The organism is Bradyrhizobium sp. 930_D9_N1_4, from assembly GCF_052076015.1.
Lineage (GTDB): Bacteria > Pseudomonadota > Alphaproteobacteria > Rhizobiales > Xanthobacteraceae > Bradyrhizobium.
The window spans coordinates 5,129,529-5,156,421 of the sequence record NZ_CP197236.1 but is presented as its reverse complement, the minus strand read 5'-3'; the positions used below and the strand labels follow the sequence as shown (position 1 = coordinate 5,156,421).

Genomic DNA, 26,893 nt, shown 5'->3' with positions numbered 1-26,893 from the left:
AGCACAGGCGTCCGGCGTCGCAACCACCATACGGCTGATGTCAATTGCGGCCGGTCAGCTCGCGCCGAACGCCTTGAAGGTGATGATGGTGAGCGTGTCCTGGATGCCGGGCAGCACCTGCACCTTCTCGTTGATGAAGTGGCCGATGTCGGTGTCGTTGTCGACGTAGAACTTCACCAGCAAATCGTAATGGCCGGCCGTGGAGTAGATCTCGGAGGCGATTTCGGCTTCGGCAAGCGCATTGGCGACCGTATAGGACTGGCCGAGCTTGCATTTGATCTGGACGAAAAAGGGAACCATAGCAGTCACTCCGAAGGCATCGCTGGCGGATAATAGGCCAAAATCGCCCCGCTTTAGCAAGCGGGCGCGCCGGCCGCCAGATGCCGGTCCGGTGCCCTATGAGGTCACAGTGGCCGCGGCAAATGCGTCCCGGAGCCGCTGCGCCAGCTCGGCCTTGCGATAGGGTTTTGTCAGGACCACCGCCTGCGCCTGCGCGCGGCCCTGCTCGACCAGGGTCTCCAGCGCATAGCCGGAGGTGAACAACACCGGCAGGGACGGGCGGATTCGCCGGGCCTGCTCGGCGAGCTCCCAGCCGCTCATGCCGCCCGGCATGATGATGTCGGTGAACAGCATGTCGATGCCGGGGTCGGTGCGCAGCCGCTGCAAGGCTTCCTTGCCGTTTACGGCAGCGACCACGCGATAGCCGAGGGCCTCGACCCTGAGGATGACCGAGGAGCGCACGAACGGATCGTCCTCCGCGATCAGGATCGTCTCGTGGCCGCGCGGCGCGGCGTCTTCGTTCTCCGGCATGTCGCCTGAGGATTGTCCGGCGCCGGCGCGCGGCAGGTAGATCCGGACCGTCGTGCCCAGACCCTGCTCGCTGTAGATCGAGACATGGCCGTCGGATTGTTTTGCGAAGCCGTAGACCATAGAGAGGCCGAGGCCCGAGCCCTTGCCGACCTCCTTGGTGGTGAAGAACGGCTCGAAGGCGTGCTCGATGACCTCGGGCGTCATGCCTTCGCCGTCGTCGGTGATGGAAATCAGGGCGTAGCTGCCGGAGGTCACTTCCGGATGCAGGGTGCGATAGTCCTCGTCGATCGCAGCCGGCTCCGTGCTCAGCGTCAGATGTCCTCCCGACGGCATGGCATCCTGCGCGTTCAGCGCTAGGTTCAGCACGGCAGATTCGAGCTGGGCGCGGTCGGCAAAGGCACGGATCGTGCCCGGACCGAACGCCGTCTTGATCTCGATGTTTTCACGCAAGGTGCGCTTGAGCAGCTTGGACATGGATCCGAGAAGCTCGCGGCAGTCGATGGTCTGCGGCTGGAGCAACTGGCGGCGGCTGAACGCGAGCAGCTGCTGTGTCAGCTCTGCGCCACGCTCGCCCGACTGGCAGATGTCGTCGGCAAACTGCCGCAAGTCGGGCCGGGCCTTGAGCTGTTCGCTCAAATGCTCGGCGTTGCCGATGATGACGGTCAACAGATTGTTGAAGTCGTGGGCGATGCCGCCGGAGAGCTGGCCGACCGTTTCCATCTTCTGCGCCTGCTGGAGCTGCTGCTCCGTCAGCTTGCGCGCGGTCAGATCGTGGACAATACCGACATAGATCAGCTCGCCGTCCTGCCACGCCTGGCCCACGGACAGATCCATCGGAAAGTGTGACCCGTCCTTGCGCAGGCCGACAGCTTCCCCGGTCGCAAAACGCCGCGCCTGACCGCTGGATGGGAGCGTTTTCTCGTCGGACATCAGCATGCCGATGTCGAGATTCATGACCTCGTCGGCGCGATAGCCGAACAGCCTTTCACAGGCGGGATTGAACAGGAGAATGCGGGCTTGCGCGTCGAACAGGATGACGCCGTCGACCGCGGTGTCGACGATTGCGGTGAGGCGCGTCATGCTCTCACGCATCGCGCGCTGGGCGTCTCCGACCTGCCGGAGCAGCTGCGCCGCATCCCGGCTCTTGATCTCCTCCTCCTCGAGCGCGGCCTGAACCTTCTGGAGCTCGAACGGGGAGGGGATGGTCAGGATTTTGGGCAACAGCGGCCAGAGCGCGCCGGCGGTGAACACGGATGCCACCGCGGTCGCCGCCTTGACCAGACCCTCGATGCCGTAGATCGGGACCCACAGCGTGTAGATCGAGAGCACATGCGTCAGGCCGCAGGCCATGATGAACACCGCGAAGGCCCAATAGACCCAGCCGAACTGGAGGTCGCGCCGCCTGGTGACCAGGATCGTCAGGGCAAACGGGATCGAGAAATACGCTGCCGCGATGAGGGCGTCCGAGAGGACATGGAGCCAGATCAGTTCGGGCTCCCACAGCAGGCAGATGCCGTGCGGTGAGAACATCGAGGAGTCGAGAAGGCGTTCGAAGTAGGCCCACATGGCATGATCCCGAGAGGATGAAGGACGAAGCCGGCCTGCACCAAGAAGCCGGCTTGCATCAACGTGTCGCTGACGAATCCATCAACGTTTCACTCATTCGAATGAATACGCCAAGGCCGGGCGATGCCGAGGTCATATTTCGGTGGATGTGCACGTCTGCGGGACGACAATGCCGCGCGGCCCTGCATCCGCCTGATTCGCAGCTTGCTGGCATTCCGGGGGCGCGCTAAGGACAGGCGATGATCTCGCGAGGTTCCGCCTCGACAACCCGGAAAGCCGCCCCATGACGACGCCCGTGGCGCTCACCATCGCCGGCTCGGATTCGAGCGGCGGCGCCGGCATCCAGGCCGACCTCAAGACCTTTGCCGCGCTCGGCGTCTACGGCGCATCCGCCATCACGGCGCTGACGGCGCAGAACACGCGCGGCGTCACCGGCATTCACGCGGTGCCGGCCGAATTCGTCACCGCGCAGATCGATGCGGTGTTCTCCGACCTCGAGGTCGGTGCGGTGAAGATCGGCATGGTGGCGCAGGCCGCAAGCATCGATGCGATCGCAGCCGCGCTGTCGCGCTGGAGGCCGCGCCATATCGTGCTCGATCCCGTGATGGTCGCAACCTCCGGCGACCGGCTGCTGGCATCCGAGGCCGTGGAGGCGCTGCGCAAAAAACTGATGCCGCTGGCCTCGGTGATCACGCCCAATCTGCCGGAGGCCGCGGCGCTGCTCGACGAGCCGGTCGCGGCAAGCGAGGCCGCGATCGAAGCTCAGGGACGCCGGCTGCTCGCGCTCGGCTGCCGGGCGGTGCTGATCAAGGGCGGACATGGCCAGGGCGCCGAGAGCATCGATTATCTCGTCAGCGGCGAAGGAACGATCGCGCTCGCCGCACCGCGCGTCGCCACTAGGAACACCCATGGCACCGGCTGCTCGCTGTCGTCGGCAGTCGCGGCGGGCCTCGCCAAAGGCGAGGATCTCGATCAGGCCGTGCGCAGCGCCAAGGCCTGGATCAGCGCGGCGATCGCGGCCGCCGACCGCTTCAGCGTCGGTCACGGCCACGGGCCGGTCCATCATTTCCACAAGTTTTACTGACGCGGGCTTCGCACGGCGCGACTGATCCCGCCGTTAACCCATCAAGCCATGCTGTTTCGCATCTTCCGCAAGGCCTCTGCGGCGCCATGTCGCCTGATTGTCGCATGCGACTGATATTCGCGGGGAGGGCGAGGCAAGGTCTGATTCGTATCTGAGGGTGCCTCAAGGGTTCAATCTGTCATCCCCCTGTCACGGGACATTTGTTACAGGCTGGCGCATGGGAAGTTACGATGTGAGTGACGAGAGCCCGGAACGGCGCTTTCGCACGTTGTTCATCTCCGACGTTCATCTCGGGGCTCGCGGTTCTCAAGCCGATCTTCTGCTCGATTTCCTGCGCTATCACGATGCCGATACGATCTATCTCGTCGGCGACATCGTCGACGGCTGGGCGTTGAAATCGAACTGGCACTGGCCGCAATCGCATAACGACCTGGTCCAGAAGCTGCTGCGCAAGGCGCGCAAGGGCGCCAAGGTCATCTACATCCCCGGCAATCACGACGAGTTCCTGCGCAACTATTACGGCACGCATTTCGGCGGCATCGACGTGGTCGAGAACACCGTGCACACCGGCGCGGACGGCAAGCGCTACCTCGTCATCCACGGCGACATCTTCGACCTCGTGGTGCAGAACGCGCGCTGGCTCGCCCATCTCGGCGACAAGGCCTACGACTTCGCGATCCAGATGAATCGCTTCGTCAACTTCTTCCGGCGCATGTTCAAGGTGCCGTATTGGTCGCTGTCGCAATGGGCCAAGCAGAAGGTCAAGAACGCCGTCAATTATATCGGTGCGTTCGAGCAGGCGCTTGCCGCCGAAGCGCGGCGTCACGACGCCGACGGCGTGATCTGTGGCCACATCCACTACGCCGTGATCCGTGACGAGGGCGGCATCCGCTACATGAATTGCGGCGACTGGGTCGAGAGCTGCACGGCGCTGGTCGAGCACGACGACGGCCATTTCGAGATCATCACCTGGGCGGATCACGCGCAAAAGCCGGCGCAGGTCCCGCAGGTTGCAGCCAGAGCTGCATGACAAAGGCAGCCTGATGCGCATCCTGGTCGCGACCGACGCCTGGCACCCGCAAGTCAACGGTGTGGTTCGGACGCTGACCAAGCTCGCTGACGCAGCGCAAGCGCTCGGCGTCGAGTTCACGTTCTTGACCCCGCAATCGTTCCGCACGTTTGCAATGCCGAGCTATCGCGACCTGCGGCTCGCGATGCCGCGCCCGGCGCGCATCGCCAAGCTGATCGCGGAGGCGCAGCCGGACAGCATCCATATTGCGACGGAAGGGCCGATCGGCCTGATGGTCCGCCGCTATTGCCGCCAGCGCAAGCTGCCGTTCACGACCAGCTTCCACACCCGCTTTCCCGAATATGTCCGCGCAAGGGTGCCGGTGCCGGAATCCCTGATCTGGCGGGCGCTGCGTCGGTTTCATGCACCCAGCCGTGCCGTGATGGCGGCAACGCCGGCGCTGGCCCGCGAACTCGGCGAGCGCGGTTTTGCCAATGTCGCGCTGTGGCCGCGAGGCGTCGACACCCGCCTGTTCCATCCGCGCGCCATCGATCTCTGTCTGCCGGGGCCGGTGTTCCTGTCGGTCGGCCGCGTCGCCGTGGAGAAGAATCTCGAAGCGTTCCTCGAGCTCGATCTGCCCGGCACCAAGGTGATCGTCGGCGACGGCCCCGCGCGTGTCGCGCTGGAAGAAGCCTATCCCGATGCGATCTTCCTGGGCGAGAAGCACGGCGAGGAACTTGCAGATATCTACGCTGCCGCCGACGTCTTCGTGTTTCCCAGCAAAACCGACACCTTTGGCCTGGTCCTGCTCGAAGCGCTCGCGAGCGGCCTGCCGGTGGCGGCGTTCCCGGTGAAGGGACCCCGCGACGTCATCGGAGATGCCCCGGTCGGGGCGCTGGATCACGATCTCCGCAACGCCTGCTTCACCGCGCTCGGCATCTCCCGTCAGGACTGCGTCGAATTCGCCTCCAGTTACACCTGGGAGGCCTCGGCGAAAGCGTTCGTGGACAGCATTCTGGCGGTTGGCGCGGTGCTGCCGGGCCGGAATGGTGTGGAACAGCCACGCTTCGTCGCCTGAGAGGGGAAATCCTCGCGCGGAGGTGTCTTGCCCGCGCCTCATCGGCCGCGATAAGGTCTGTCATGACCGAACAGCTCCTCCCGATCGGCCCAGCCGATATCGATGCCGCCGCGCGCGTGCTCGCGCCCTTCGCCGTCCGCACCCCGCTGTTGTCCTTTCCCGTGCTCAACGAGCGCGTCGGTGCCAAAGTGTTCCTGAAGCCGGAGATGCTCCAGCGCACCGGCTCCTTCAAGTTCCGTGGCGCGTTCAACAAAGTGTTCTCGATCCCGCAGGCCAAGCGCGCCGGCGGCGTCGTCGCGTTCTCCTCCGGCAACCACGCCCAGGGCGTGGCGGCGGCGGCTAAGATCCTCGACATGCAGGCGACCATCGTGATGCCTGCGGACGCGCCGCTGTCCAAGCGCGAGCGCACCAAATCCTACGGGGCCGAGGTCGTGCTGTACGACCGCTACAACGACGACCGCGACGCGATCTCGCGCGGCATCGCCGAGAAGCGTGGCGCGACGCTGGTCAGGCCCTATGACGATCCCTTCGTGATTGCGGGGCAGGGCACCGCCGGCCGCGAGATCGCGGAAGACATGGCAACCCTCGGCCTTTCGCCCGACATCGTGGTGGCGCCGGCCTCCGGCGGGGGCCTGATCGCGGGCGTCGCGACGGCCGTGAAGGCGCGGTATCCGTTGGCCCAGATCGTGGTGGCCGAGCCCGAGGCGTTCGACGATCACAGCATTTCGCTGACCGCGGGTCACCGCGAGCCGCATGCGCCCGCGGGCCGTACCATCTGCGATGCATTGATGGCCTTGATCCCCGGCGAGATGACCTTTGCGATCAACAGCAAGCTGCTGGCGCGTGGCGTCACCGCATCGGACAAGGAAGTCGGTGCGGCCGTTGCGTTCGCCTATCACGAGCTGAAGCTCGTGGTGGAGCCCGGCGGCGCGGTGGGCCTTGCCGCTCTGCTGGCAGGGCGTCTCGACGTCGCCGGCAAGAATGTCGTCATCGTGCTCTCCGGCGGCAACGTCGATGCGGATCTGTTCGCCGAGCTGGTGGCCTGAGGTTCTGATCGTTTGACATGAAGAAGGGGCAGAGCGTTTCCGCTCTGCCCCTTCTTTGCGTTTGTCGTTTGGTGGATTCCAACTTGCCGCTTGCTCGGTGCAACCTCTCCCGCTTGCGGGGGAGGTCGGCGCGAAGCGCCGGGTGGGGGTTCCTCCTCTTGGGGAGTCTCTTTGCGGAAGCACCCTCTCCCCGACCCTCCCCCGCAAGCGGGAGAGGGAGCGCACCTTCTTCGTGGCATCAGCGCATGAAGCCGCGGTGGTTGTTGCCGCCGCCATTGCCCTGCGACTGGTTCATCGACTGGCGGAAGTTGTTGTTGCCGCCGTTGTTGACGATCCGGTTGGTTGTGTTGAACTGCGGGCGGCTGTTCTGCACCTTGTTCACCTGGGTGTTGTTGATCTTCGCACCGTTGTTGACGCGGATCGGGTTGTTCTGCGTCTGAACGGTCACCGGCTTCGCATCGACGTTCGAGCCGCCCTTGCCGACATTCACCGGCATGCTCACGATCTTGCCAGGCCTGCCATTGGTGGTGCCGGCATTGTTGTTGGCGCCGTTCTGGTTGTTGTTGGTTGCGGGCAGGGTCACGATCTTGCCGATGCCGCCATTGCCGTTGGTCGTGTTGGTCGGCGCAGGCAGGGTGACGATCTTGCCCGGGTTCTGCGACGGCGTGCCGTTCGGCTGGTTGTTGCCTGAAGGCAGGTTGCCGATCTGGCCGCCATTGCCGAGCTTGCCGATGCCGTTGTTGTCGCCCGGCTTCTGCACGATCGGCAAATTGCCGTTGATCTGGCCACCATTGTTGCCCTGCTGCAGCGGCATGTATTTGGGCTGGCCGAGATTGCCGATCTTGAAGGTCGGGTTGATGTTCTGCGGCGCCAGGAATTTGGTCGCCTGCATCAGGGGGATCTGCTTCGGCTGCGCTTCGAGGTTCAGCGCGACCTTTGCATAGGGGGTGTTGCCGTAGCTGTTGTAGAAGTTCTTGTAGCCGAGCGGCGAGTTCGCGAGCACCGCCTTGTGCCAGGCCTGCGTGAGCTGCAGGTTCGAGAGCAGCCAGCGGACGTGATCGCACAGCGGGTCGTGCGGGTACATCGTGATGAACTCCTGATAATACTCAGGACGTCCCTCGGACACGACGTAGTCGTAGGCCTGGCGGGTCGAACGGCTCGGCAGGTTGGAGGCCATCTGCACGACGGGCGTGTTGACCGGTGCGCGGTTGGCGGCCACTGCGGTGTCGCCGAAGAAGGTGAAGTCCGAGGTCAGCGACGAGCTCTCCCACGGGATCTGCGCGCCGCTGGTGGTCTGGTTGACTTCGAGGCGCACGCGCTTGAAGAGCTGCTCTATCGGCACGTTGGGCTCGCGCGCGACGTTCAGGAAGGCTTGCGTATAAGGGCTGTGGCCGCCGGTGCCGTCCTGCGCTTCGGCGCCCGGCGCGGTCGAGTAGCCGACGATCGAGCCGTTCGGCGCATCGACGATGGCGAGGCCGCGGCCGGCGTCATTGACGTTCGGGAAGGGATTGTTGCGGCAGGCATCGAGGATGACGATGCGCATGCGGCTCGGGATCGTCTCGAGCGTCGACATCACGTCGACGAGGCGCACCGAATTGTTGACGAGCTCGGTCTGGCTCGACACCTTGGCGTCGACCGGAACGAGATAGTTCTCGCCGGCGAGCTGCACGCCGTGACCGGCGTAATAGACCATCGCCACCGTGTTCGGGCCGCGCGCGGAGACTTTTGCGGAGAAGTCCTGGACGACGCGGAGCATGTCGTTCTGGGACAGGTCGGTCGCGGAGACGACCTCAAACCCGGCCGAATTCAGAAACTGCGCCATCGACTCCGCATCATTGTCGGGATTGGCGAGCTGCGGCGCGTTCTGGTAGTTCGAATTACCGATCACCAGCGCCACCCGCTGTTCCGGACCTTGCAGCGCGGTGGGGGCAGGCTGGACCGGGGCGACTTGCGCGGACACAGGGCCGCAGGCGAAGCCGAACAGGCTGCCCAGCAGGCTCGCGGTCATCAGGAAGGGCTTTAGGCGGAACATGGCGTGCTCCTCTGGCACTGATCTCGATACGAGATTGGTTGCGAGGAAACCTGGCCGCGTTCGAGCTGCGGGTCCGTGATCCCTGTCACCATGGTGCCGTGCGTGATCTGAATCACGCTCGGAACCTGCTATGGTGAATGGCCGCTTGCCGGCGAAGGACCTGTTTTGGGAAATGCCGTCACATGCTGAAATCGATCGATCCGATCCTCACCCCCGATCTGCTCTGGCTGCTGGCCTCGATGGGCCATGGCGATGACCTCGTCTTCGTCGACGCCAACCATCCGGCCACCCGCATCGCGCAGAGCACCACATCGCAGCGCCTGATCCAGCTGCCGGGCATGAGCATGGAGACGGCCATCCGCGCCATCATGTCGGTCTATCCGCTCGACGATTTCGATCCCGATCCGGTGCGCGTGATGGCGCCGGTCGACGATCCCGACCGCGTGCCCGACGTGCAGCGCGCGGTGCTCGCGGAGATTTCGCGTGTGACTGGTAGTGCTGTCGCTCCTGGCAAACTCTCACGTCCGGATTTTTATCGCGCGGCCGCCGCCAGCTTCGGCGTCGTGCAGGTCGGCGACAGCAGGGGCTATGGCTGCTTCCTGATCAGGAAGGGCGTGATCAGCTAGATCGACGCATCAACTCCGAGGGCCAGCCGATCCGGACCAGAAGGCCGTCGGGCCCGTTGATCCCCACCTCGTACATGCCCCATTCGCGATGGCGCAGCACGCCGCCGGGACGGATGATCAGATCGTCGACGCGCGCCGCGATGGCCTCGACGTCGGGCGTGCGGATGAAAACGCCGAAGGGATTGTGCTCGGGCACCCGCCATGGGCCGTCGCCGGCCTGCGTGAGATGCACTTCGCAACCCCAACCCCTCATGATGACGTAGCCGGCGTCCCCGCCGGCGCGCGCGAAACCAAGACGCTCCCAGAACGGAAGTGCTGCGGCAAGGTCGTTGCTCGGGATGATGGCGAATGCGCCGGTGTGTGGGGTTTCAGGCATTCGCGCGCTCCGGAACAGGCAGATCGTCCGCGCAGCTCTGTTGCTGCACGTTGCAAGCTTATCGGGAGAGGGCGATGAGTCGAAGCGGCGAAACGTCCCCCACTGGGATTTGAATGGTCATCTTGCCGGCGGCTGTCTATGGTCGATCCATGTCGCGCCTCATGTGTCTATTCGTTGCTGTCGTCCTGTCGCTGCTGCCCGCCATCGCGTCCGCTGCGTCACCTCAAAAACGCCCCAAGCAGGCCTTTCACGGCTACGGCTTCCTGCCCGGCTATCGTCAGCCGCTGAGCAACAGCATTCCGCTCTACAAGCAGAAGGAGGCGATGCGGCGCATGTCGCGCAGCGAACGCCGCCACTGGTACATCGACCCGGTTCCCCAATATTACGGCTGGGACGGCGAATGGCGCTATTTCGGCCGGCCCGGCTTCGGCGGCGGCCGCTACAATGGCGGCAGTTTTGGGCCGTGCTGGACGCGGACCCCGATCGGCGCGGTCTGGAATTGCGGGTGACGGGCTGAATGCGTCGTCACCTAGATCTCCGTCATTGCGAGCGCAGCGAAGCAATCCAGACTGTCCCCGCGGAGGGATTCTGGATTGCTTCGCTGCGCTCGCAATGACGATGGAGATAGTCTGCGTTCGGTTACGAGAAGAACGCGATCTTCTCGGCCTGGGTCATGCGGCGGATCGGCGCCATCGGGTCGTTCGCCGCGGCGCGGGGCTTCTGCAAAATGCCGCTCGCCAGGATGGTGGCGCCGAGCGAGGCTTCGGACAAGGACGCTGACAAGGGCGACGGCATCGGCAGCGATGCGGTCGGTGCAGCGCCGAAATTTGCCGTGGCGACCATGGCCGGAACGGGTTGCTCCATCACCTCGGCGGCGGCTTCCGCGATGGCGTCGGTGAGGCGCGCGAGCGAGTCCATCGCGATCGGTGCGTCTTCGGTGGGTTCTGCCGCGACCGGTGCGACGACGACGGGCTCCGGTGCGATCGGCTCCGGCAGCTCGACTTCAACGGGGGCGGCGGCCTCCGCGGCCATCGGTTCCGGCGGCGCGGTCTCCATCTCGACCGGCGCGACGATCTCGTCGAACTCCGGATCGGGCGCGGCCATCTCCAGTGCGATGGCGTCGAGGATCGCTTCGTCCTCGGCTTCCGCGGCGGCGTCGAGCGAGAACGCGTCGGTGATTTCGGCGACGGCAGCGGGCTCGGCGACCAGCTCTTCGCGCGCGACGTTTTCGAATGCGGTGTGGTCTCTAGCGGTGATCTCCGGCTCGACGGCTGCGTCCATGACCTGCTCGGCAATCGCGGACGCTTCAGTCGTTTCGGCCATCGTCTCGAAAGCGGCTTCGGGCTCGGGAGCCGCGACGATATCCTGCTGCGTTTCCGTAAAAGCCACGGGTGCTTCGCTCGCCATCGCCGCAGGCGCGGTCTCGACAGGCGCAGCTTCCGCGACGGGTGCGGTCTCCGGTGCCGGCGCGGAACTCACATGCGCTTGCGGCGCTGTGTCGCCGTCACCATCGAACTGCTCGACCCGATCCTTGAGCAGATCGAATGCGGCCTTGAGCTCGACGCGGGGGTCGACGGTCGAAATCTGTCCGCAGGCGGCCTCGATCGAGGCGAGCTGCGAATCAATCAGGTCGCAGATTCGGCCGTCGGCGCCGATCTCGCGCCAGCGCCAGGAGATCTCCTTGATGATGCGCACGCCGCGCGGGATGGCCGCGAGGCTGACCTCGATCGCTGCGGGATCGACGGCTGCGATTGCGATTGTCTCGGCCTCGCGGATGGCGCGGCGAATCTCGACCAACGCCGCAGGCAGGCGGTCCTCGACGAGGGGTTGTCGCTGTGCCGCAAGGGTTTCCTCGATTTTCGCGACCGCATCGAGCACCATGCTTGTGTCGGCGTTGCGGTTGCGCTTGGCATACTCGCCGAGGAACCAGCGGCCACGCGCAGTCTCCATGAAGGCTTCGCGGATCGCGTCGTAATCCTGCTCGTTCGGCTCGGCCGCGCGGGCAGACATGGGCGAGAGGGCGAATGCTTCGTTGGCCATGACAATCTCGTCGCGCAAATCAGTACGCGTTAGAGTAACGATCACCACGATATCGACCGAATCGCAATTGGTTTGATGGCAGGCGAATCACAAATCCCCATACCAGCGACCGTGAAGCGGCGATTCGCCGTGAGTCTTGCGCTGTTCTACTCGGCTGTCTTCGCGGTTTCAGGCACGCATCTGCCGTTCTTTCCGGTCTGGCTGAAGGCGATCGGCATCGACGCGTCGTGGATCGGCCTGATCAACGCGCTGCCGGCGATCACGCGCTTCACCACGCTGCCGCAGATCACCGCCTTTGCCGAAAAGCGACACGCCATTCGCACCGCCATGATGGTGTCGGTGCTGGCGACCGCGATCGGCTTCACGGCCGTCGGGTTGCAGCAGCAGCCGCTGGCGCTGTTTTTGATTTACGCGCTGACCTGCATGATGTGGACGCCGACGACGCCGCTGACCGATGCCTATGCGCTGCGCGGTGTTGCGCGCTACGGGCTCGATTATGGCCCGTTGCGGCTGTGGGGCTCGGCGGCGTTTGCCGCCGGCTCGCTCGCTTGCGGCTTTCTCGTGGACCACATCGCGGCGCGTGATCTGATCTGGGTCATCGTCGCATGGGCCGTCGTTGCGGTCGCCGCCAGCCTCTTGTTGCAGCCACTCGACGATGTCCGGCGCAAGACCGCCGAGACGCATCCTGGCAAGGCGCTGCTGCGCGACGGCGGCTTCTGGGCCGTGATCGCCTCGGCCGCGCTGATCCAGGGCAGCCATGTCGCCTATTACACGTTCTCCGCCATCAACTGGCAGCTCCATGGTCTCGGCGGGCTGACGATCGCGGGACTGTGGACGCTGGGCGTGATCGCCGAGATCGTGGTGTTTGCATTGTCGCCACGCTTCTCGCTGCATCCGTCCACGATGATCGCGATCGGGGGCTTGAGCGCGGTGGTACGCTGGATCGTCACCGCGAACGAGCCGCCGCTCGCGTTGCTCGCCATCGCGCAGCTCGGCCACGGCCTCACCTTCGGCATGACCATCGTCGGCACCATGAGTTTGCTGGTGCAGCGCGTGCCATCGCATCAGATCGCGCGGGGGCAGGGCTATTATGCCGCGTGCAGCGGGCTGCTCGGCGCGACGACCTCGATCGCGTCAGGCGCGATCTACGCCCGCATCGGCGACAGCCTCTATTACGTGATGGCCGCGATGGCCGCGGCCGGCGCGGTCGTGATCTGGTCGGCGCGGCATCGTCTGAAAGCTCAGCCCCAGAGCGAAGAATCCGGCGGATAGACCATGCTGCCGTCATAACGCAGACCGTGATCGCGATCGCGCGCGAGCAGCAAGGGGCCGTCGAGATCGACGAAGCGCGCCTGCGGCGTCACCAGCATCGCCGGCGCCATCGACAGTGAGGTCGCGACCATGCAGCCGATCATGATCTCGAAGCCCAGCGCCTGCGCGGCGTCGGCCATGGCGAGGGCCTCGGTGAGGCCGCCGGTCTTGTCGAGCTTGATGTTGACGGCGTCGTAGCGTTCGCGAAGCGGTGCCAGCGAGTTGCGGTCGTGCACGCTCTCGTCGGCGCAGACCGCGAGCGGCCGCTTGATCCGCGCCAGCAGCTCGTCCTTGCCTGATGGTAACGGCTGCTCCACCAGGGTGACGCCGACGGCGTCGCAGGCGGCGAGGTTGTGCTCCAGATTGGCCTCGGTCCAGGCTTCGTTGGCATCCACGATCAGCTCGGATTCAGGGGCGGCCTTGCGCACGGCGGCGATCCGCTCCGGATCGCCGTCGCCGCCGAGCTTGATCTTGAGCAGCGGCCGGTGCGCGGCTTTTGCGGTTGCCGCTGCCATGGCCTCGGCCGTGCCGAGCGAGATCGTGTAGGCCGTGGTGCGCTCGCCGGGCAGCGGACGGTCCAGCAGGTTCCAGGCCCGCAAGCCGGCCGTCTTGGCCTCCAGGTCGATCAGGGCGCAATCCAGCGCGTTGCGGGCCGCGCCCGGCGCCATGGCGGCTTGCAGGGCCGTTCGCGTGAGGCCGCCAGCAATTGCCTCCTGCATCGCCTGGACGGCCGCCAGGGTCGCATCGGGGGTCTCGCCATAGCGGGGATAGGGTACGCATTCGCCGCGGCCGGTGAGGCCATCCCGGCTGATTTCGGCCACGACGGTCACAGCCTCGGTCTTGGCGCCCCGGCTGATGGTGAAACTGCCGGCGATGGGAAAGCGCTCGATTCGCGCCGCAAGAACAGGAACTTTGCTGGAAGTCATTTTGAACTCTGGCGAAATCTGAACCTGCTAGTTACCTCTAGCAACTAACATTAACCAGTTGGGGATACCTTCTCTGGGTAAGGGCGCGTGCGCAACCATCTGATTTTCTCCGCCCTGGTAGGGGAGCGGACACCTTGAGCGGCGATCCGAAGCTGGAACGGATTGCCAAGGGCAATGCGCTGGCACTCTGCGCCACCGGAACCTGGACCGCGAGCTTCGCGCCGGTCCTGGAGCGGATGGTGGCCGACGCCGAAAAGCTCGCCGGCGGCTCGCAAAGCATCTTCATCGACGTTTCCGAGGTCGCCAAGCTCGACACCTTTGGCGCCTGGTTGATCGAGCGGCTGCGCCGCAGCCTGACCCAGGGCGCCGTCGAGGCGCAGATCGCGGGTCTGTCCGCAAACTATTCAAGCCTCGTGGACGAGGTGCGGCGGGTCAAGGCGAACGCCGTGGTCGACGGCAGCCCGATCACCATCACCGGCATGCTGGAGCAGATCGGCCGGACAGTGGCCGGCGTGGCGGGCACGGTCGCAGGCCTGGTCGACATGCTCGGCGCGGTGCTGGCCGCGGGCGCGCGCACCCTGATCCACCCTCGCTCGTTCCGCCTGACCTCGACCGTGCATCACATGGAGCAGGTCTGCTGGCGCGCGGTGCCGATCGTGGTGCTGATCACTTTCCTGATCGGCTGCATCATCGCCCAGCAGGGCATCTTCCATTTCCGCCGCTTCGGCGCCGATCTCTTCGTCGTCGACATGCTCGGGGTGCTGGTGCTGCGCGAGATCGGCGTGTTGCTGGTGGCGATCATGGTCGCGGGCCGCTCGGGAAGCGCCTACACGGCCGAACTCGGCTCGATGAAGATGCGCGAGGAGATCGACGCGCTGCGCACCATGGGCTTCGACCCGATCGAGGTGCTGGTGCTGCCGCGCATGCTTGCGCTGGTGCTGGCGCTGCCGATCCTCGCCTTTCTCGGTGCGATGGCCGCGCTCTATGGCGGCGGCCTCGTCGCCTGGCTTTATGGCGGCGTTCAGCCCGAGGCTTTCCTGCTGCGGCTGCGCGACGCCATCTCGATCGATCATTTCATCGTCGGCATCGTCAAGGCACCGGTCATGGCGGCGGTGATCGGCATCGTCGCCTGCGTCGAGGGCCTCGCCGTGCAGGGCAGCGCGGAATCGCTCGGGCAGCACACGACGTCGTCGGTCGTGAAAGGCATCTTCTTCGTGATCGTCATGGACGGCGTGTTCGCCATCTTCTTCGCCGCGATCGGGATGTGACGATGGCGCAAGAAGCTCAGAACGGCATTCAGAACCCCATCATCCGCGTCCGCGACATCACCGTGCAGTTCGGCGCCACGCGCGTGCTCGACGGCCTCAACCTCGACGTCAAGCGCGGCGAGATTTTGGGGTTTGTCGGCCCGTCGGGCGCGGGCAAGTCCGTGCTGACGCGCACCATCATCGGCCTCGTGCCGAAGGTCGCAGGCTCCATCGAGGTGTTCGGCGTCGATCTCGATTCATCCAACACGTCGCAGCGCCGCAATGTCGAACGGCGCTGGGGCGTGCTGTTTCAACAGGGCGCGTTGTTCTCCTCGCTCACCGTGCGGCAGAACATCCAGTTTCCGATGCGCGAATATCTTCGCGTGTCGCAGCGGCTGATGGACGAGATCACCATCGCGAAGCTGACGATGGTCGGCCTCAAGCCTGAGGTCGCCGATCGCTTTCCTTCCGAATTGTCGGGCGGCATGATCAAGCGCGTGGCGCTGGCGCGCGCGCTGTCGCTCGATCCCGATCTCGTGTTCCTGGACGAGCCGACTTCCGGCCTCGATCCGATCGGCGCCGGCGATTTCGACGAACTGGTCCGGACGCTTCAGCGTACTTTGGGGCTGACCGTTTTCATGGTAACCCACGATCTCGACAGCCTTTACACAGCATGTGACCGCATCGCCGTTTTAGGGAACGGTAAGATCATTGCGGCAGGGTCGATCGCCGACATGCAGGCATCGCAGCATCCCTGGCTGAGGCAATATTTCCATGGCAAGCGCGCTCGCGCGGTGATGGGCTGAGGTGCCGGAGTAACCGATGGAAACGCGCGCGAATTACATACTGATCGGATCGTTCACGCTGGCGGTGATCGCGGCTGCGATCGGCTTTGTGCTGTGGTTCCAGTCATTGCACACCACCAAGCAGCGCAGCCCGTTGCGCGTCGTGTTCGAGGGGCCGGCGGCGGGCCTGCGCAACGGCGGCAGTGTCAATTTCAACGGTATCCGGGTGGGCGAAGTCGTCTCGGTGAAGCTGGACAACCCGCGGCGGGTCGTCGCACTCGCCATGATCGAGAACAACGCCCCGATCCGCAAGGACACCCTGGTCGGCCTCGAATTCCAGGGCCTCACGGGCGTCGCCGCGATCTCGCTCAAGGGCGGCGAGGAGGCGGCTCCGGCGCCGCCGCTGGACCAGGACGGCATCCCGACGCTGACGGCCGATCCCAACAAGCTCCAGGACGTCACCGAGGCCATCCGCGGCACGCTCCAGAACATCAACAAGATCGTCGCCGACAATCAGGAATCGGTGAAGAACTCGCTGAAGAACCTCGAGACCTTCACCAACTCGCTGGCGCGCAACTCCGAGAAGATCGACGGCGTGATGGCCAAGGTCGACGGCGTGATGCTCAAGGCCGACAGCCTCATGCTCGGTCTCAACACGCTCGCCGGCGGCAAGGACGGCGGCGAGCTGTTCCAGGCGGTGAAGTCGATCCGCGAGCTGGCCGACGATTTCGACAAGCGCTCCGGCGCGTTGATGACCGACGGCCGCCGCACGCTGGGCGACATCAGCCGCGCCGTGAACAATTTCGACCGCAACCCGACCCGCGTGCTGTTCGGCGCCAGCAACAGCGCGCAGCCGGCTCCGGCACCGGAGCCGCCGAAGCCGGCGGCGGCGCCGAGGCGGCAGTGACCGGTAGCCGTCACCGGGACTTCTTCAACCTCTCGGGAACGTAGACGTTGAGATCGATTGCGACCCGCAGATCGGCTGCCTGACCGAGGAGGTGGTGCTCGAGAGCATCGCCCGTGTCCGCGTCAAGGAACCAACCAACAAACAGGCTGATCCGGCCGCCAGTTGAGGACAATCTCCGAAGCGTCCGGCGATGTGGCTGGAGCAGACCGAGTGCGGTTTCGATTTGCCTGGCCAGGGATACGCGCCTGGTCGGTCCGAGCTCGATCGTGCAGTAGGAGCTGGACCGACTTCCCTCGAGGCGGTTTCCTCTGGGCGTGCGACGCTGATCGCCTGCCTTCCAGATGAATTTCGGCGCGAGGCCCAGTTTGTCGCATATGGCGCCTAAGTCGCGTTCAGGATGTTTGATGTGCAAGCTGAGCTTGGCCCGTTGGTCTTTCATCTCCGGATTTCGCTTTCATCGTGAAACGTGAAACAAAAACGGAGCCCGTGAGGGCTCCGTTTCTCATTCGCTATTCGCGACTCGCCAGCTTTGCCTTACCCCAGCCGTCCCGCGCTGTGGGCCAGCAGCGTGTAGACCAGACCCGTCTCTGAGGTCAGGTGGTTGCGCAGCTCCTGCGGGCCGCGGCCGTCGCGGGCGACTTCGTCGAGCAGGCGCTCGAACTCGGCGACGTAGCGGTCGACCGTGCCCTTGAAGTTGCGGTCGGCGCGGTATTTGCGGGCGACCTCGTCGAAGGCCTTCTGGCCGGCGGGCGTGTAGAGGCGCTTGGTGAAGGCCTTGTTCTCGCCGCGCTGGTAGCGGTCCCACATCTCGGCCGCGAGGTTGCGGTCCATCAGCCGGCCGATGTCGAGCGACAGCGATTCCAGCGGATTGCTGCTGGCTTGCGGGGCCGGCGGCTGCTGCGGAGCGGGGGCGGCGCGGCCGCGCGGAGCCTCGCGACCGGTCGGAGCGCCCTGGTTGGCGTCCGTGCGGTTGAGGAGGTCCGACAGCCAGCCGTCACGGCCCTGGTCGTTGCTGGACGGCGCAACCGGCGGCGCTTCGGTGCGGCGCGAGGCGGCCGGCATGCCGAGGTCCGGCGGCGGCAGCGTGGAGGCGCTGCCGGTGTCGCGCATGCGGGTCTCGGTACCGCGACCGCCCGCATTGGCCATCACCGGCTCTTCCTGGCGCTGGACGGCGACGGAAGCGCGGCCGGTCGTCGAGACGTCGAGACCACGGCCGTGCTGGGCGACGATGCGGTTGAGCTCGGCGAGGGCCTCGATCTGGTCGACGATCACCTTGCGCATCTGCGCAGTGCTCTCGGCGGCCTCCTGGGGCATCTCGAGCACGCCGCGGCGCAGCTCGTTGCGGGTGGCTTCGAGCTCGTTGTGCATCTCGAACGCCATCTGCTTCATGCTGGAGACGAGGTTGGTGAACCGCTCGGTCGACTGCTTGAACATCGCATCCGCTTCGTCGGTGGTCTGGCGGTAGATGTCGTGCATGGACTCGACGGTCTGGCGGTGCTCCTCCTCGGACGCCGCGCGCACCGCCTCGAACTGGCGGGTGATCGCGGCCGAGCCGGCGCCGGCGGTCTCCGCGACGACACGGGCGATGTCGCGGGCACGCTCTTCGGCGGCGGCCAGCGATTCATCGAGCAGGCCGGTGAAGCGCGACAGGCGCTGGTCGAGATCAGTCGTGCGCAGGTCGATCGTGGTAACGAGCGATTCCAGCGCCAGCTTGCGCTCGGCGAGCGAGGCGGTGGTGTTCTTGTTGCTCTGCTCGACGACCTGGGCGGCCTCGACCAGCGCCTTGCCGTGGGCGTCGAACTGGGTCGACAGCTCGCCGAGATCCTGGAGCGCCCGCGTGGTCTTCGAGTTGAAGACGTTGAGCTGGTCTTCCAGGTTCTGCGTCGCCGCGCCGTTGCGCGAGGTGACGTCGTTCATCGCCGAGACGAAGTCGGCGACACGCGTCACCAGCGCCCGCTCGAGCGAGTTGAGGTTGTCGTGCGCACCGGTCAGCACCTCCTGGAGCAGGATGTTGCCTTCACGCAGGCGCTCGAACAGGGCGACCGTGTCGGTGCGCAGGATCTTGCTGGTTTCCTGCATCTCGGTGACGGCCGCGATCGAGACCTGACGCGACTGGTCGATCGCCGTGCGCGAGGCCTGCTCGAGGTCCTTGAGCGACTTGCCGACCGCGCCGGTGGCGATCTCGCTCGCCGCGTTGATGGTGCGGGCGACTTCGTTGCCGTTGCCCATCATGGTCTGCGAGAACGCGTGGCCGCGGGTCTCGATCGACTTCAGCGCGTCGGAGGTGACGCGGTCGATGTCGAGCGTGAGCTGGCTGGTCTTCGAGCCGATTGCGTCAACCAGCGAACCGCGCTTGGCGTCGATCATGTTCGACAGACGCTCGGACTGCTGCTGCACATAGGTGACGATCTCGTCGGTCTTGCCGGTCATGGCCTGGCCGAAGCTGGAGCTGGCGGCGAGCACCGAGCGCTCGACGTCGGCCGAGCTCGACTTGACGCGCGAGCTCGCCTCGTTGGAGGCGTTGATCAGCGCGTTCTGGGCGTTGAGCGCGCTGGTCTGGATGTCGTTGGTCGCATTCGCCGTGGCCGTGCTCAGCGCGCGCTCGATCTCGGTCGAGATCGTGCGGATCTGGCTTGCTGCATCCGCCGACGTCGAGGTCAGCGAGGTCTGGGCCTCACGCGCGCTGTTGAGGATGGTCGAGGCGGTGTCGGCGCCGACCGAGGTCAGCGTGCGCTCGATGTCCGTGGTCAGCGACTTGATCTGGCTCGCCGCATCGGTCGAAGCGGTGATCAGCGTGCCCTGGGCCTCGCGCACGCCGCTGGTGAGCGCCTCGATGGTGGCGCCGCCGGCGGTTGCCAGCGCGCGCTGCATCTCGGCCGCCAGCGAACGGACCTGGCCGGTCTGCTCGGCCGAGACGGAGAGCAGGGTGCTCTGGGCGTCGCGGGCGCTGGTGGTGATCGTCTCGGCAGTCGACTGGCCGACCTGCGAGAGCGACCGATGCACTTCGGCCGCGAGCGACTTGACCTGGCTCGCCGCATCCGAGGACGCGTTGACGAGCGTGCTCTGGGCTTCGCGGGCGCCGGACATGATGGTCTCGGCCGTCGAGGTGCCGGCCATCGAGAGCGAGCGCTGCACGTCGGAGGACAGCGCCTTGATCTGGTTGGCAGTCTCGGTCGAGGCCGCGATCAGCGCGCTCTGCGCATCGCGGGCGCCGGCGGTGATCGATTCCGCCGTGGTGGAGCCGGCCATCGACAGCGAACGCTGCACGTCGGCGGTGAGCGTCTTGACGTGGTTGGCCGCGTCCGAAGATGCCGTGACCAGCGTGGTCTGCACTTCGCGGGCGCCGGCCAGGATCGAGGCTGCGGTCGCCGAGCCCGCTGCGGAGAGCGTGCGCTCGACGTCGGCCGACAGCCCCTTGATCTGATTGGAAGCATCGCCGGACGCAGCGACCAGGGTCGACTGCGCTTCGCGGGCGCTGGTCAGGATCGAGTTCGCAGCACCGGTGCCGACCGCGGTCAGCGCACGCTCGACCTCGGAGGAGGTCATCTTGAGCTGGGCGTTGACGTCGGAGGAGACTGTCATCAGCGACTGCTGGGCGCTACGCGCACCGGTCTGGATCGTCTCGCTGGTGTTGACCACGAGGTTGGTGAGCGAGCGTTCGGCGTCCTCGACATGCGAGCGGATCGCGGTCGAGATCATCTCGGCGCGGGACATCATGTCCTCGCTGGCCTGACGGCCGCTGCTTTCGATGCGGCCGGCGACGGCTTCGACACGCGAGCCGAGCAGGTCCTCGAACTGCGCCACGCGCACGTCGATGTCGTTGGCGACCGAGCCGACCTTGGTCTCGATGGCCTGGTGGATGTCCTGGAAGCGCGCCGTAACCGTGTCGGTCAGATGCGTGCTGCGGCCGTCGATGAGATCGGCGACGCCGGTGATGCGGCGATCGACCGCCTCGATCGCCTGCGCGGTGCCGTCCGTGAGCGTCGAGGTCAGCAGCGTGAGGCGCGTGTCGATCGACTGCACGGCCTGCGAGGCGCCGTTGGTCACGGCGGTGGTCAGGTAGGTGAGGCGGGAGTCGATGGATTCGAGCGCCTGCGTCGCGCCGCCCGTCAGCGTCGTCGTGAGGTGCGTCAGGCGGGTATCGATCGAGTGGATGGTCTGCGAGGCGCCATCGGTCAGCGAAGACGTCAGGTGGTTGAGGCGGGCATCGATCGTCTCGATGGTCTGTGCTGCGCCGTCGGTGAGCGACGTCGTGAGGTGGGTGAGGCGGGAGTCGATCGACTGGATCGCCTGCGCGGCACCGTCGGTCAGCGACGAGGAGAGCGTGCTCAGGCGCCCGTCGATGGTTTCGGTCACCGACCTCGCACGGGTATCGAACGACTGCTCGAGCGCGCTGACGCGGCCGACGAGCTGCTCGTCGAAGGTCTTGATATGGCCTTCGATCGTGCCGTCGAGGCTGGCGATCTTGCCGTTCAGCGAGGTGTCGAAATTGCTGACGCGTTCGCCGATCGTGGTTTCGAACTGCACCAGACGCTGGTCGAGCACGGCCGTGATCGCGCCGCCGTTGGAGGTGAAGCGGGTGTCGAAATTGTCGACATAGGATTTCAGCGACTCATGGATGTCCTGGGTGCGCTGGCCCATGCGATCGACGATCTCGCCGCCGAACGTCTTCACGGTGCGGTCGAACTCGGAGATGTGGCGGGTGATCAGTGCGCCCAGCGTGCCGGAGTCGCGGGCGAACTTCTCGACCAGCTCGGTGCCCTGGTTCTTCACCAGCTCGTCGAATGCGCTCATCTGGAGCGACAGCGAGTCGTGCGCGGTCTCCGTCTGGCTGACGACCTTGGCGACGAGCGTGTTGACGGTGGCGTCGAGCGCTTCGCTCGCCTTGTCGCCGCTCGTCATGATGTGGCCGGCGAGCCGGTTGCCGGCGTCGTCGATCTTGGCGGAGAGGTCGTTGGAGCGCAGCTCGAGCTCGAGCAGCAGGGAGTCCGACGAATTCTTCAGCGAGTCGTGCACCTGCTCGGTGCGCTCGGAGATGCCGTCGACGATCGCAGCCGAACGCTGCTCGAACTCGCCGGTGATGCGGTCGATGCGCTCGTTCAGCATCTCGTGGACGCGGTCGGCGAGGTCGACGAACTCGTCGTGGACGTGGCCGGTCTTGAAGTTGAGGCTGGTGGTCAGCCGCTCGCTGGCATCGAGCACGGCGCGCGTGGTCTCGTTGCTGGCTTCCTCGAGGCGGTCCAGCAGGTCGCCGCCGCGCTCGCCGAGCGCGAGGATCATGTTGTCGCCGGCATTGCTCAGCGCACCGGTGATGTGGGCGCCGCGCTCTTCCAGCGCGCCGGTGATGGACTTGGCGACCTCGTCGACGCGCGAGGCGATCGCGTCCGAGATCAGCGCGATGTCGTGGCGCAGATCGATCTGCACGCCGGAGATGGCGCTGCGGACCTGCTCGGCCTGGCCGACCAAATTGTCGCGCTGATGCGCGATGTCCTGGAGCAGGGCGCGGATGCGCACTTCGTTATCGGAATAGGCGCGTTCGAGTGCTGCGACCTCGTTGGCGACCAGCGTCTCGAGCTCGCCGGCGCGCGCGATGGCGCGCTCGATGCCGTCGCCCATCGCCGCGACCTCGCGGCGGATGGCCTGGCCGACCGTGACCATGGAATCGGAGGCCGAGCCTTCCGGCTCGGAGAAGCGGATCGCGACCTGCGCCATCGCCTGGGCGATCATGCGCATTTCCTGGCCGCGCCAGACGAGGCTGGCGAGGAAGTAGAACAGCATGATCGGCGCGAAGAACATCGCGATCAGGCCGGCGATGACGAGCACGCCGCCGCTCTGGCCCATGGCGGCCTGGATCGAGGGCAGGAAGCCGACGGTCAGCGCCGCGCAGGCTGCGAGCCAGACGCCGGCGAAAATGGTGGCGAAGGTGTAGACGCTGCGGGCGGGGCGGCCCTTCTGAAGCGCCTGGAGCAGCTGGCCGATTGTCTCGCGGTCGTCATTGGCGGCGCGGCGCGAGCTGCGCGGCTCCTCGATCGGGTCGAATACGGCACGTTCGTTGGCGGCAGGACGCGGCTCGAAGCCCGGCTCGTCGAAGATCGGGGGAGCCGGCGGCGCCACCGGAGGCGAGGTTTCGTTGCGCATCGAGGCGTTGCGGCTGGTGTCCGCGGCCGTGTCGCTGATGTTGAGGGCTTCCTGGATCGCAGAAAGCGCAACTTCTGTGGGGTCTTTGACCTTTTTGGGAGTGTTCGCCATGATCAGTCCGAGCCCTCGTTACTGGTACGCGTCCCCCGCGGGCCCTGCGTGTGACCTACGCAAGCCCGCAGACCGGAACATGCCGCTTTGCGCGGATTTCCGAGCCGTCCCCACCCGGACGGCTTGTCCGCCAATTTCCGCAACATCCTATTGGCAGAGCGTCGCGAATGAAATGGCTGCGATTAAGACAATCTTAATCATCGTTAACAGGATCGCGCCGTAACGCCTTAGCAACAAATGTAATTCTCCACGGGACTCGCCAGATTGCGGCAACTTTTCGTCAATAAACCGGCAGAATTAGGTAAAACGGCCCAAACATTTCGTTAACCATTTTCATGCTTGGGTGGCGGAACCTGACCGCCGGACCGGCGGCCCATCGCGCCAAGCCGGGGCCTGCGCCATGACGCCTGAACTGCAACGGATGGACTGGATGCCTTCGCCCCCGCTTGCACCGATCGACAGCCCGCTCGACCTCGATCACCTCTCGCGCATGACCCTTGGCGATGCCGAGCTGGAACAGGAATTGCTCGCGATGTTCGCCGAGCAGGCGGTCCGCCTGATCGCGGCCATGGCGGCGCTGCCGACTGAGGCCGGCGCACTTGCCCACAAGCTCAAGGGCTCGGCCCACGGGATTGGCGCCTTTGCGGTGGCGGATGCCGCCGCGAGCATGGAGACCGCGATCCGGACCGGCCACAACCAGCCGCATGCCTTTACCGCGCTGAAAGAGGCGGTGGCCGAGGTCTGCGCCGCCATCGAGACGATCCTGAAGCACTAGGGTTTTGACTCGCTCAAAATCAGGGTCTAGTCGTTTGTTTTGACGCGATTTCTGCTCGCGAACCGGGGTCCACCCGGCTCGAAAACGCTATGGCGCCGGGCGGACCGACCCGTTATAGGACAGCCCGGACCCTCCTTCATTCCCAACATCGCGGCAGCACGAGCACACATGGCCAAGATTCACTTTGTCGACCACAAGGGCGAAACCCGCACGGTGGAAATCGAGAACGGCGCGACTGTGATGGAAGCCGCCATCCGCAACAGCATTCCCGGCATCGAAGCCGAATGCGGCGGCGCCTGTGCCTGCGCAACCTGCCATGTCTATGTCGACGAAGCCTGGCGCGAGAAGGTCGGCAGCCCGACGCCGATGGAAGAAGACATGCTCGATTTCGGCTTCGACGTGCGTCCGAATTCGCGCCTGTCCTGCCAGATCAAGGTCGCCGACGAGCTCGACGGGCTGGTCGTGGCGACGCCGGAACGCCAGGCCTGATCTTCAGGCCGATCTTTCTTACGACGCGCTCGGCGGCGCGACCTCGATGCCGCGCTTGTGCCAGGGTCTGAATTTCTCGATCACCTCTGCGGTCAGAGGTGCCGGCCGGCGCGTCGCCTCGTCGAGCAGGACGCCGACCGAATTCGCCGAGGCGATGCACGTTCCATTCGAAAACACGACCTGCTCGAACGTGACCGAGGTCCGTCCGAACTTCACGACGCCGAGGCCGAGCTCGATCGTGTTCGGCCAACGCAGCTCGGCGCGGAAATGCATGTCGAGCCGCACCATGATCCAGGCGAGGCCCGGTGGGGTCAGCCCGTATTCGGGAAGCTTCATCAGCGTGACACGGCCGGTCTCGAAATAGGTGGCGTAGACCGCGTTGTTGACGTGCTGGTTGGGGTCGAGATCGCCGAAGCGGACGTTGTCGCCGAGGCGAAAAGGGAAGTCCTCAAGGCGCGGCGTCGTATCGAGGCGGCTTGGTGCGTTCACCGATTGATCTCCGTCATATCGGATCCCGTTACAGCCCAGTTATCCTGACCCGGCAAGTGGGTGCGACTGCGGGGCGCTACCGCTTTTATGCCTTCCCTGATCCATTCCCGTTGGCTAGACAGGCAGGGTCACCTCTGCCCCAAGGGCGCCGTCCAACCGATAACCATCGATAAAGAGACGACATGAGCGACGTGATCAAAACCGATGTGCTGATTATTGGCGCGGGCCCCTGCGGTCTGTTCGCCGCTTTCGAGCTTGGCCTTCTCGACATGAAGGCGCATTTCGTCGACATCCTCGACAAGGTCGGCGGCCAGTGCGCCGAGCTCTATCCGGAAAAGCCGATCTACGACATTCCCGGCATTCCGCAGGTGTCGGGGCAGGGCCTCACCGATGCGCTGATGGAGCAGATCAAGCCGTTCCACCCGACCTTCCATCTCGGCGAGATGATCGACACGGTCGAGAAGATCGGCGATCCCGGCTTTCGCTGCACCACCGACGCCGGCAAGGTGTTCGAATGCAAGGTGGTGGTGATCGCGGCCGGCGGCGGCTCGTTCCAGCCCAAGCGTCCGCCGGTGCCGGGGATCGAAGCCTATGAGGGTACCTCGGTGCACTACGCCGTGCGCAAGATGGAGACGTTCCGCGACAAGAACGTGCTGATCGTCGGCGGCGGCGATTCCGCGCTCGACTGGACGCTCAATCTGCATCCGATCGCCAAGCGCATCACGCTGCTGCACCGTCGCGACGATTTTCGCGCCGCGCCCCACAGCGTCGAGCAGATGCGCGCGCTGGTCGCCGGCGGCAAGATGGATCTGCGGCTCGGCCAGGTCACCGCACTGTCAGGCGCCGATGGCAAGCTCGCCGGTGCCACGATCAAGGGCAACGACAACAATGTGAGCGATATTGCCTGCGACACCATGTTGCCGTTCTTCGGACTGACCATGAAGCTTGGTCCCGTCGCGAACTGGGGCATCGCACTGGAGAACAATCTGGTGCCGGTCGAGACCAGTGCGTTCGAGACCAACGTTCCCGGCATCTTCGCCATCGGCGACATCAACACCTATCCCGGCAAGATCAAGCTGATCCTGTGCGGCTTCCACGAGGGCGCGCTGATGTCGCAAAAAGCCCATCGTTACGTCTATCCGGAGAAGCGGCTCGTGTTCCAGTACACGACCTCGTCCTCCAGCCTGCAAAAGAAGCTCGGTGTCAACTGACGGCGTCGGGACGCGCAGGCCATGTCCCATGTTTCTGGTGCTGGAACCGTTCGCGAAATCGCCGTAGTCTGCGGCCATTGCAGTGGCGGCTTAGCAAGGTGATGATAATGCGGAATCTCTTTCCCAGCTTTCGGCTGCTCTCGCTCCTCGCGCTCGCGCTCGCGCTGACGCTTGGCGCGGTGAGGCCGGCTGCCGCGCAGGCGCAGCAGCCGACCGCCGCAGGTCTCTGGCAGAAGGTCGAAGACGGCAAGACGGTGGGGTGGTTTCTCTTCATCGACCACAACGGCATCTTCGAAGGCGTGATCGCGAAAACTTTTCCGCGGCCCGGCGACGACCCGAACGAGATCTGTGCGAAATGCACCGACGATCGCAAGAACGCGCCGGTGCTCGGCCTCTCCTTCATCCGCGACATGAAGCGCGACGGTTTGAAGTATGACGGCGGCAACGTCGTCAATCCGCGTGACGGCAACATCTGGAAAGCCAAGATGACCGTGAGCCCCGATGGCCAGACCCTGACCATGCGCGGCTTCCTCGGCATTTCCCTGTTCGGCAAGGACGAAACCTGGACGCGTCTGCCCGATGCCAACATCGCCCAGGTCGATCCTGCCATCGTTGCAAAATATCTGCCCGCGCAGGCGACCGCCGCGACGACGAAGCCGGCGCCCGCGCCCGCGAAGAAGGGCGGCGGCATGATGATGGCGCCGGCGCCGAAGCAGTAGGACTGCTCGTCGGCTTCGGCGATCTCGCTGTTGCTTCGTTTCCAGCGCTGTCACTCCAAACACCGCTGTCATGCCCCGGCTTGACCGGGGCATCCAGTACGCCGCAGCTTCTCGGCTC

The 26,893-nt window shown here is 65.4% G+C and carries 23 protein-coding genes; 14 read left to right on the top strand and 9 right to left on the bottom strand.

Annotation, left to right across the window (positions count from 1 at the left end; genetic code table 11):
• Positions 1 to 54 precede the first annotated feature (54 nt).
• Positions 55 to 300, bottom strand: coding sequence for an Lrp/AsnC ligand binding domain-containing protein (locus AB7532_RS24595; protein WP_045008738.1), 246 nt, complete (start codon positions 298 to 300; stop codon positions 55 to 57).
• Positions 301 to 396: 96 nt separating this feature from the next.
• Positions 397 to 2,376: a PAS domain S-box protein gene (locus AB7532_RS24590; protein ID WP_441237273.1), complete on the bottom strand. Its 1,980-nt coding sequence runs from the start codon at positions 2,374 to 2,376 to the stop codon at positions 397 to 399.
• Positions 2,377 to 2,659: 283 nt separating this feature from the next.
• Between AB7532_RS24590 and thiD the strand changes: the two genes are divergently transcribed.
• From thiD to AB7532_RS24570, 4 genes are all read left to right on the top strand, one after another.
• Complete coding sequence (thiD, locus tag AB7532_RS24585; protein ID WP_441237272.1) at positions 2,660 to 3,460, top strand: bifunctional hydroxymethylpyrimidine kinase/phosphomethylpyrimidine kinase; 801 nt, start codon at positions 2,660 to 2,662, stop codon at positions 3,458 to 3,460.
• Between the two features lie 217 nt (positions 3,461 to 3,677).
• A complete protein-coding gene (locus tag AB7532_RS24580; RefSeq protein ID WP_441237271.1) occupies positions 3,678 to 4,490 on the top strand; it encodes a UDP-2,3-diacylglucosamine diphosphatase in 813 nt (270 codons plus the stop codon).
• A gap of 13 nt (positions 4,491 to 4,503) precedes the next feature.
• On the top strand, positions 4,504 to 5,547 hold the full coding sequence (locus AB7532_RS24575) for a glycosyltransferase family 4 protein (protein ID WP_441237270.1): 1,044 nt from the start codon (positions 4,504 to 4,506) through the stop codon (positions 5,545 to 5,547).
• Between the two features lie 62 nt (positions 5,548 to 5,609).
• Positions 5,610 to 6,593 (top strand): threonine/serine dehydratase, encoded by a 984-nt coding sequence (locus AB7532_RS24570; protein WP_441237269.1) that lies wholly within the window; start codon positions 5,610 to 5,612, stop codon positions 6,591 to 6,593.
• 238 nt (positions 6,594 to 6,831) lie between these two features.
• On the opposite strand, the gene AB7532_RS24565 is transcribed toward AB7532_RS24570, so the two are convergent.
• Complete coding sequence (locus AB7532_RS24565) at positions 6,832 to 8,625, bottom strand: caspase family protein (protein ID WP_441237268.1); 1,794 nt, start codon at positions 8,623 to 8,625, stop codon at positions 6,832 to 6,834.
• 182 nt (positions 8,626 to 8,807) lie between these two features.
• On the opposite strand from AB7532_RS24565, the gene AB7532_RS24560 reads away from it, so the two are divergent.
• Positions 8,808 to 9,251 carry an RbsD/FucU family protein gene (locus AB7532_RS24560; protein WP_441237267.1) on the top strand — a complete coding sequence of 148 codons (444 nt, stop codon included), beginning with the start codon at positions 8,808 to 8,810 and terminating at the stop codon, positions 9,249 to 9,251.
• Here AB7532_RS24560 and AB7532_RS24555 read toward each other — a convergent pair.
• Positions 9,244 to 9,627: a VOC family protein gene (locus AB7532_RS24555; RefSeq protein WP_441237266.1), complete on the bottom strand. Its 384-nt coding sequence runs from the start codon at positions 9,625 to 9,627 to the stop codon at positions 9,244 to 9,246. The two genes, AB7532_RS24560 and AB7532_RS24555, sit on opposite strands and share 8 nt — an antisense overlap.
• 149 nt (positions 9,628 to 9,776) lie before the next feature.
• On the opposite strand from AB7532_RS24555, the gene AB7532_RS24550 reads away from it, so the two are divergent.
• A complete protein-coding gene (locus tag AB7532_RS24550) occupies positions 9,777 to 10,136 on the top strand; it encodes a hypothetical protein (RefSeq protein WP_441237265.1) in 360 nt (119 codons plus the stop codon).
• Between the two features lie 130 nt (positions 10,137 to 10,266).
• On the opposite strand, the gene AB7532_RS24545 is transcribed toward AB7532_RS24550, so the two are convergent.
• Positions 10,267 to 11,667, bottom strand: a complete 1,401-nt coding sequence (locus AB7532_RS24545; protein ID WP_441237264.1) for a hypothetical protein — start codon at positions 11,665 to 11,667, stop codon at positions 10,267 to 10,269.
• 75 nt (positions 11,668 to 11,742) lie between these two features.
• Between AB7532_RS24545 and AB7532_RS24540 the strand changes: the two genes are divergently transcribed.
• Positions 11,743 to 12,939 carry an MFS transporter gene (locus AB7532_RS24540; RefSeq protein WP_441237263.1) on the top strand — a complete coding sequence of 399 codons (1,197 nt, stop codon included), beginning with the start codon at positions 11,743 to 11,745 and terminating at the stop codon, positions 12,937 to 12,939.
• Here AB7532_RS24540 and dgcA read toward each other — a convergent pair.
• On the bottom strand, positions 12,909 to 13,904 hold the full coding sequence (gene dgcA, locus AB7532_RS24535) for an N-acetyl-D-Glu racemase DgcA (RefSeq protein ID WP_441237262.1): 996 nt from the start codon (positions 13,902 to 13,904) through the stop codon (positions 12,909 to 12,911). The genes AB7532_RS24540 and dgcA overlap by 31 nt on opposite strands.
• 134 nt (positions 13,905 to 14,038) lie before the next feature.
• Here dgcA and AB7532_RS24530 point away from each other — a divergent pair, with 134 nt between their 5' ends.
• From AB7532_RS24530 to AB7532_RS24520, 3 genes are read left to right on the top strand one after another with little or no spacing between them, the layout of a single operon-like run.
• Complete coding sequence (locus AB7532_RS24530; protein ID WP_441237261.1) at positions 14,039 to 15,172, top strand: MlaE family ABC transporter permease; 1,134 nt, start codon at positions 14,039 to 14,041, stop codon at positions 15,170 to 15,172.
• Positions 15,173 to 15,174: 2 nt separating this feature from the next.
• Positions 15,175 to 15,957 (top strand): ABC transporter ATP-binding protein, encoded by a 783-nt coding sequence (locus AB7532_RS24525; RefSeq protein WP_441237260.1) that lies wholly within the window; start codon positions 15,175 to 15,177, stop codon positions 15,955 to 15,957.
• A gap of 16 nt (positions 15,958 to 15,973) precedes the next feature.
• Entirely contained in the window at positions 15,974 to 16,843 is an 870-nt protein-coding gene (locus AB7532_RS24520; RefSeq protein ID WP_441237259.1) for an MlaD family protein, read from the top strand.
• A gap of 10 nt (positions 16,844 to 16,853) precedes the next feature.
• Here the strand turns inward: AB7532_RS24520 and AB7532_RS24515 are convergent, their stop codons facing one another.
• Positions 16,854 to 17,282, bottom strand: a complete 429-nt coding sequence (locus AB7532_RS24515) for a DUF4279 domain-containing protein (RefSeq protein WP_441237258.1) — start codon at positions 17,280 to 17,282, stop codon at positions 16,854 to 16,856.
• A gap of 95 nt (positions 17,283 to 17,377) precedes the next feature.
• A complete protein-coding gene (locus AB7532_RS24510) occupies positions 17,378 to 23,092 on the bottom strand; it encodes a negative regulator of septation ring formation (protein WP_441237257.1) in 5,715 nt (1,904 codons plus the stop codon).
• Between the two features lie 400 nt (positions 23,093 to 23,492).
• Here AB7532_RS24510 and AB7532_RS24505 point away from each other — a divergent pair, with 400 nt between their 5' ends.
• Positions 23,493 to 23,867 carry an Hpt domain-containing protein gene (locus AB7532_RS24505; protein ID WP_441237256.1) on the top strand — a complete coding sequence of 125 codons (375 nt, stop codon included), beginning with the start codon at positions 23,493 to 23,495 and terminating at the stop codon, positions 23,865 to 23,867.
• A 168-nt stretch (positions 23,868 to 24,035) separates the two neighbouring features.
• Positions 24,036 to 24,356: a 2Fe-2S iron-sulfur cluster-binding protein gene (locus AB7532_RS24500; RefSeq protein WP_415022865.1), complete on the top strand. Its 321-nt coding sequence runs from the start codon at positions 24,036 to 24,038 to the stop codon at positions 24,354 to 24,356.
• Between the two features lie 18 nt (positions 24,357 to 24,374).
• Here the strand turns inward: AB7532_RS24500 and AB7532_RS24495 are convergent, their stop codons facing one another.
• Entirely contained in the window at positions 24,375 to 24,845 is a 471-nt protein-coding gene (locus AB7532_RS24495; RefSeq protein ID WP_441237255.1) for an acyl-CoA thioesterase, read from the bottom strand.
• Positions 24,846 to 25,027: 182 nt separating this feature from the next.
• Between AB7532_RS24495 and AB7532_RS24490 the strand changes: the two genes are divergently transcribed.
• Entirely contained in the window at positions 25,028 to 26,056 is a 1,029-nt protein-coding gene (locus AB7532_RS24490; protein ID WP_441237254.1) for an NAD(P)/FAD-dependent oxidoreductase, read from the top strand.
• A gap of 107 nt (positions 26,057 to 26,163) precedes the next feature.
• On the top strand, positions 26,164 to 26,775 hold the full coding sequence (locus tag AB7532_RS24485; protein ID WP_441237253.1) for a DUF2147 domain-containing protein: 612 nt from the start codon (positions 26,164 to 26,166) through the stop codon (positions 26,773 to 26,775).
• The last annotated feature ends 118 nt before the right edge of the window (positions 26,776 to 26,893 follow it).

Bases quoted from the DNA above. Each gene is read 5' to 3' on its own strand.
- AB7532_RS24550 (WP_441237265.1), top strand. From the start codon at position 9,777: ATGTCGCGCCTCATGTGTCTATTCGTTGCTGTCGTCCTGTCGCTGCTG.
- AB7532_RS24500 (WP_415022865.1), top strand. From the start codon at position 24,036: ATGGCCAAGATTCACTTTGTCGACCACAAGGGCGAAACCCGCACGGTG.
- AB7532_RS24560 (WP_441237267.1), top strand. From the start codon at position 8,808: ATGCTGAAATCGATCGATCCGATCCTCACCCCCGATCTGCTCTGGCTG.
- AB7532_RS24485 (WP_441237253.1), top strand. From the start codon at position 26,164: ATGCGGAATCTCTTTCCCAGCTTTCGGCTGCTCTCGCTCCTCGCGCTC.
- AB7532_RS24580 (WP_441237271.1), top strand. From the start codon at position 3,678: ATGGGAAGTTACGATGTGAGTGACGAGAGCCCGGAACGGCGCTTTCGC.
- AB7532_RS24520 (WP_441237259.1), top strand. From the start codon at position 15,974: ATGGAAACGCGCGCGAATTACATACTGATCGGATCGTTCACGCTGGCG.
- AB7532_RS24555 (WP_441237266.1), bottom strand. From the start codon at position 9,627: ATGCCTGAAACCCCACACACCGGCGCATTCGCCATCATCCCGAGCAAC.
- AB7532_RS24565 (WP_441237268.1), bottom strand. From the start codon at position 8,625: ATGTTCCGCCTAAAGCCCTTCCTGATGACCGCGAGCCTGCTGGGCAGC.
- AB7532_RS24510 (WP_441237257.1), bottom strand. From the start codon at position 23,092: ATGGCGAACACTCCCAAAAAGGTCAAAGACCCCACAGAAGTTGCGCTT.
- thiD (WP_441237272.1), top strand. From the start codon at position 2,660: ATGACGACGCCCGTGGCGCTCACCATCGCCGGCTCGGATTCGAGCGGC.
- AB7532_RS24525 (WP_441237260.1), top strand. From the start codon at position 15,175: ATGGCGCAAGAAGCTCAGAACGGCATTCAGAACCCCATCATCCGCGTC.
- AB7532_RS24515 (WP_441237258.1), bottom strand. From the start codon at position 17,282: ATGAAAGACCAACGGGCCAAGCTCAGCTTGCACATCAAACATCCTGAA.
- AB7532_RS24490 (WP_441237254.1), top strand. From the start codon at position 25,028: ATGAGCGACGTGATCAAAACCGATGTGCTGATTATTGGCGCGGGCCCC.
- AB7532_RS24575 (WP_441237270.1), top strand. From the start codon at position 4,504: ATGCGCATCCTGGTCGCGACCGACGCCTGGCACCCGCAAGTCAACGGT.
- AB7532_RS24540 (WP_441237263.1), top strand. From the start codon at position 11,743: ATGGCAGGCGAATCACAAATCCCCATACCAGCGACCGTGAAGCGGCGA.
- AB7532_RS24595 (WP_045008738.1), bottom strand. From the start codon at position 300: ATGGTTCCCTTTTTCGTCCAGATCAAATGCAAGCTCGGCCAGTCCTAT.
- AB7532_RS24570 (WP_441237269.1), top strand. From the start codon at position 5,610: ATGACCGAACAGCTCCTCCCGATCGGCCCAGCCGATATCGATGCCGCC.
- AB7532_RS24505 (WP_441237256.1), top strand. From the start codon at position 23,493: ATGACGCCTGAACTGCAACGGATGGACTGGATGCCTTCGCCCCCGCTT.
- AB7532_RS24590 (WP_441237273.1), bottom strand. From the start codon at position 2,376: ATGTGGGCCTACTTCGAACGCCTTCTCGACTCCTCGATGTTCTCACCG.
- AB7532_RS24545 (WP_441237264.1), bottom strand. From the start codon at position 11,667: ATGGCCAACGAAGCATTCGCCCTCTCGCCCATGTCTGCCCGCGCGGCC.
- dgcA (WP_441237262.1), bottom strand. From the start codon at position 13,904: ATGACTTCCAGCAAAGTTCCTGTTCTTGCGGCGCGAATCGAGCGCTTT.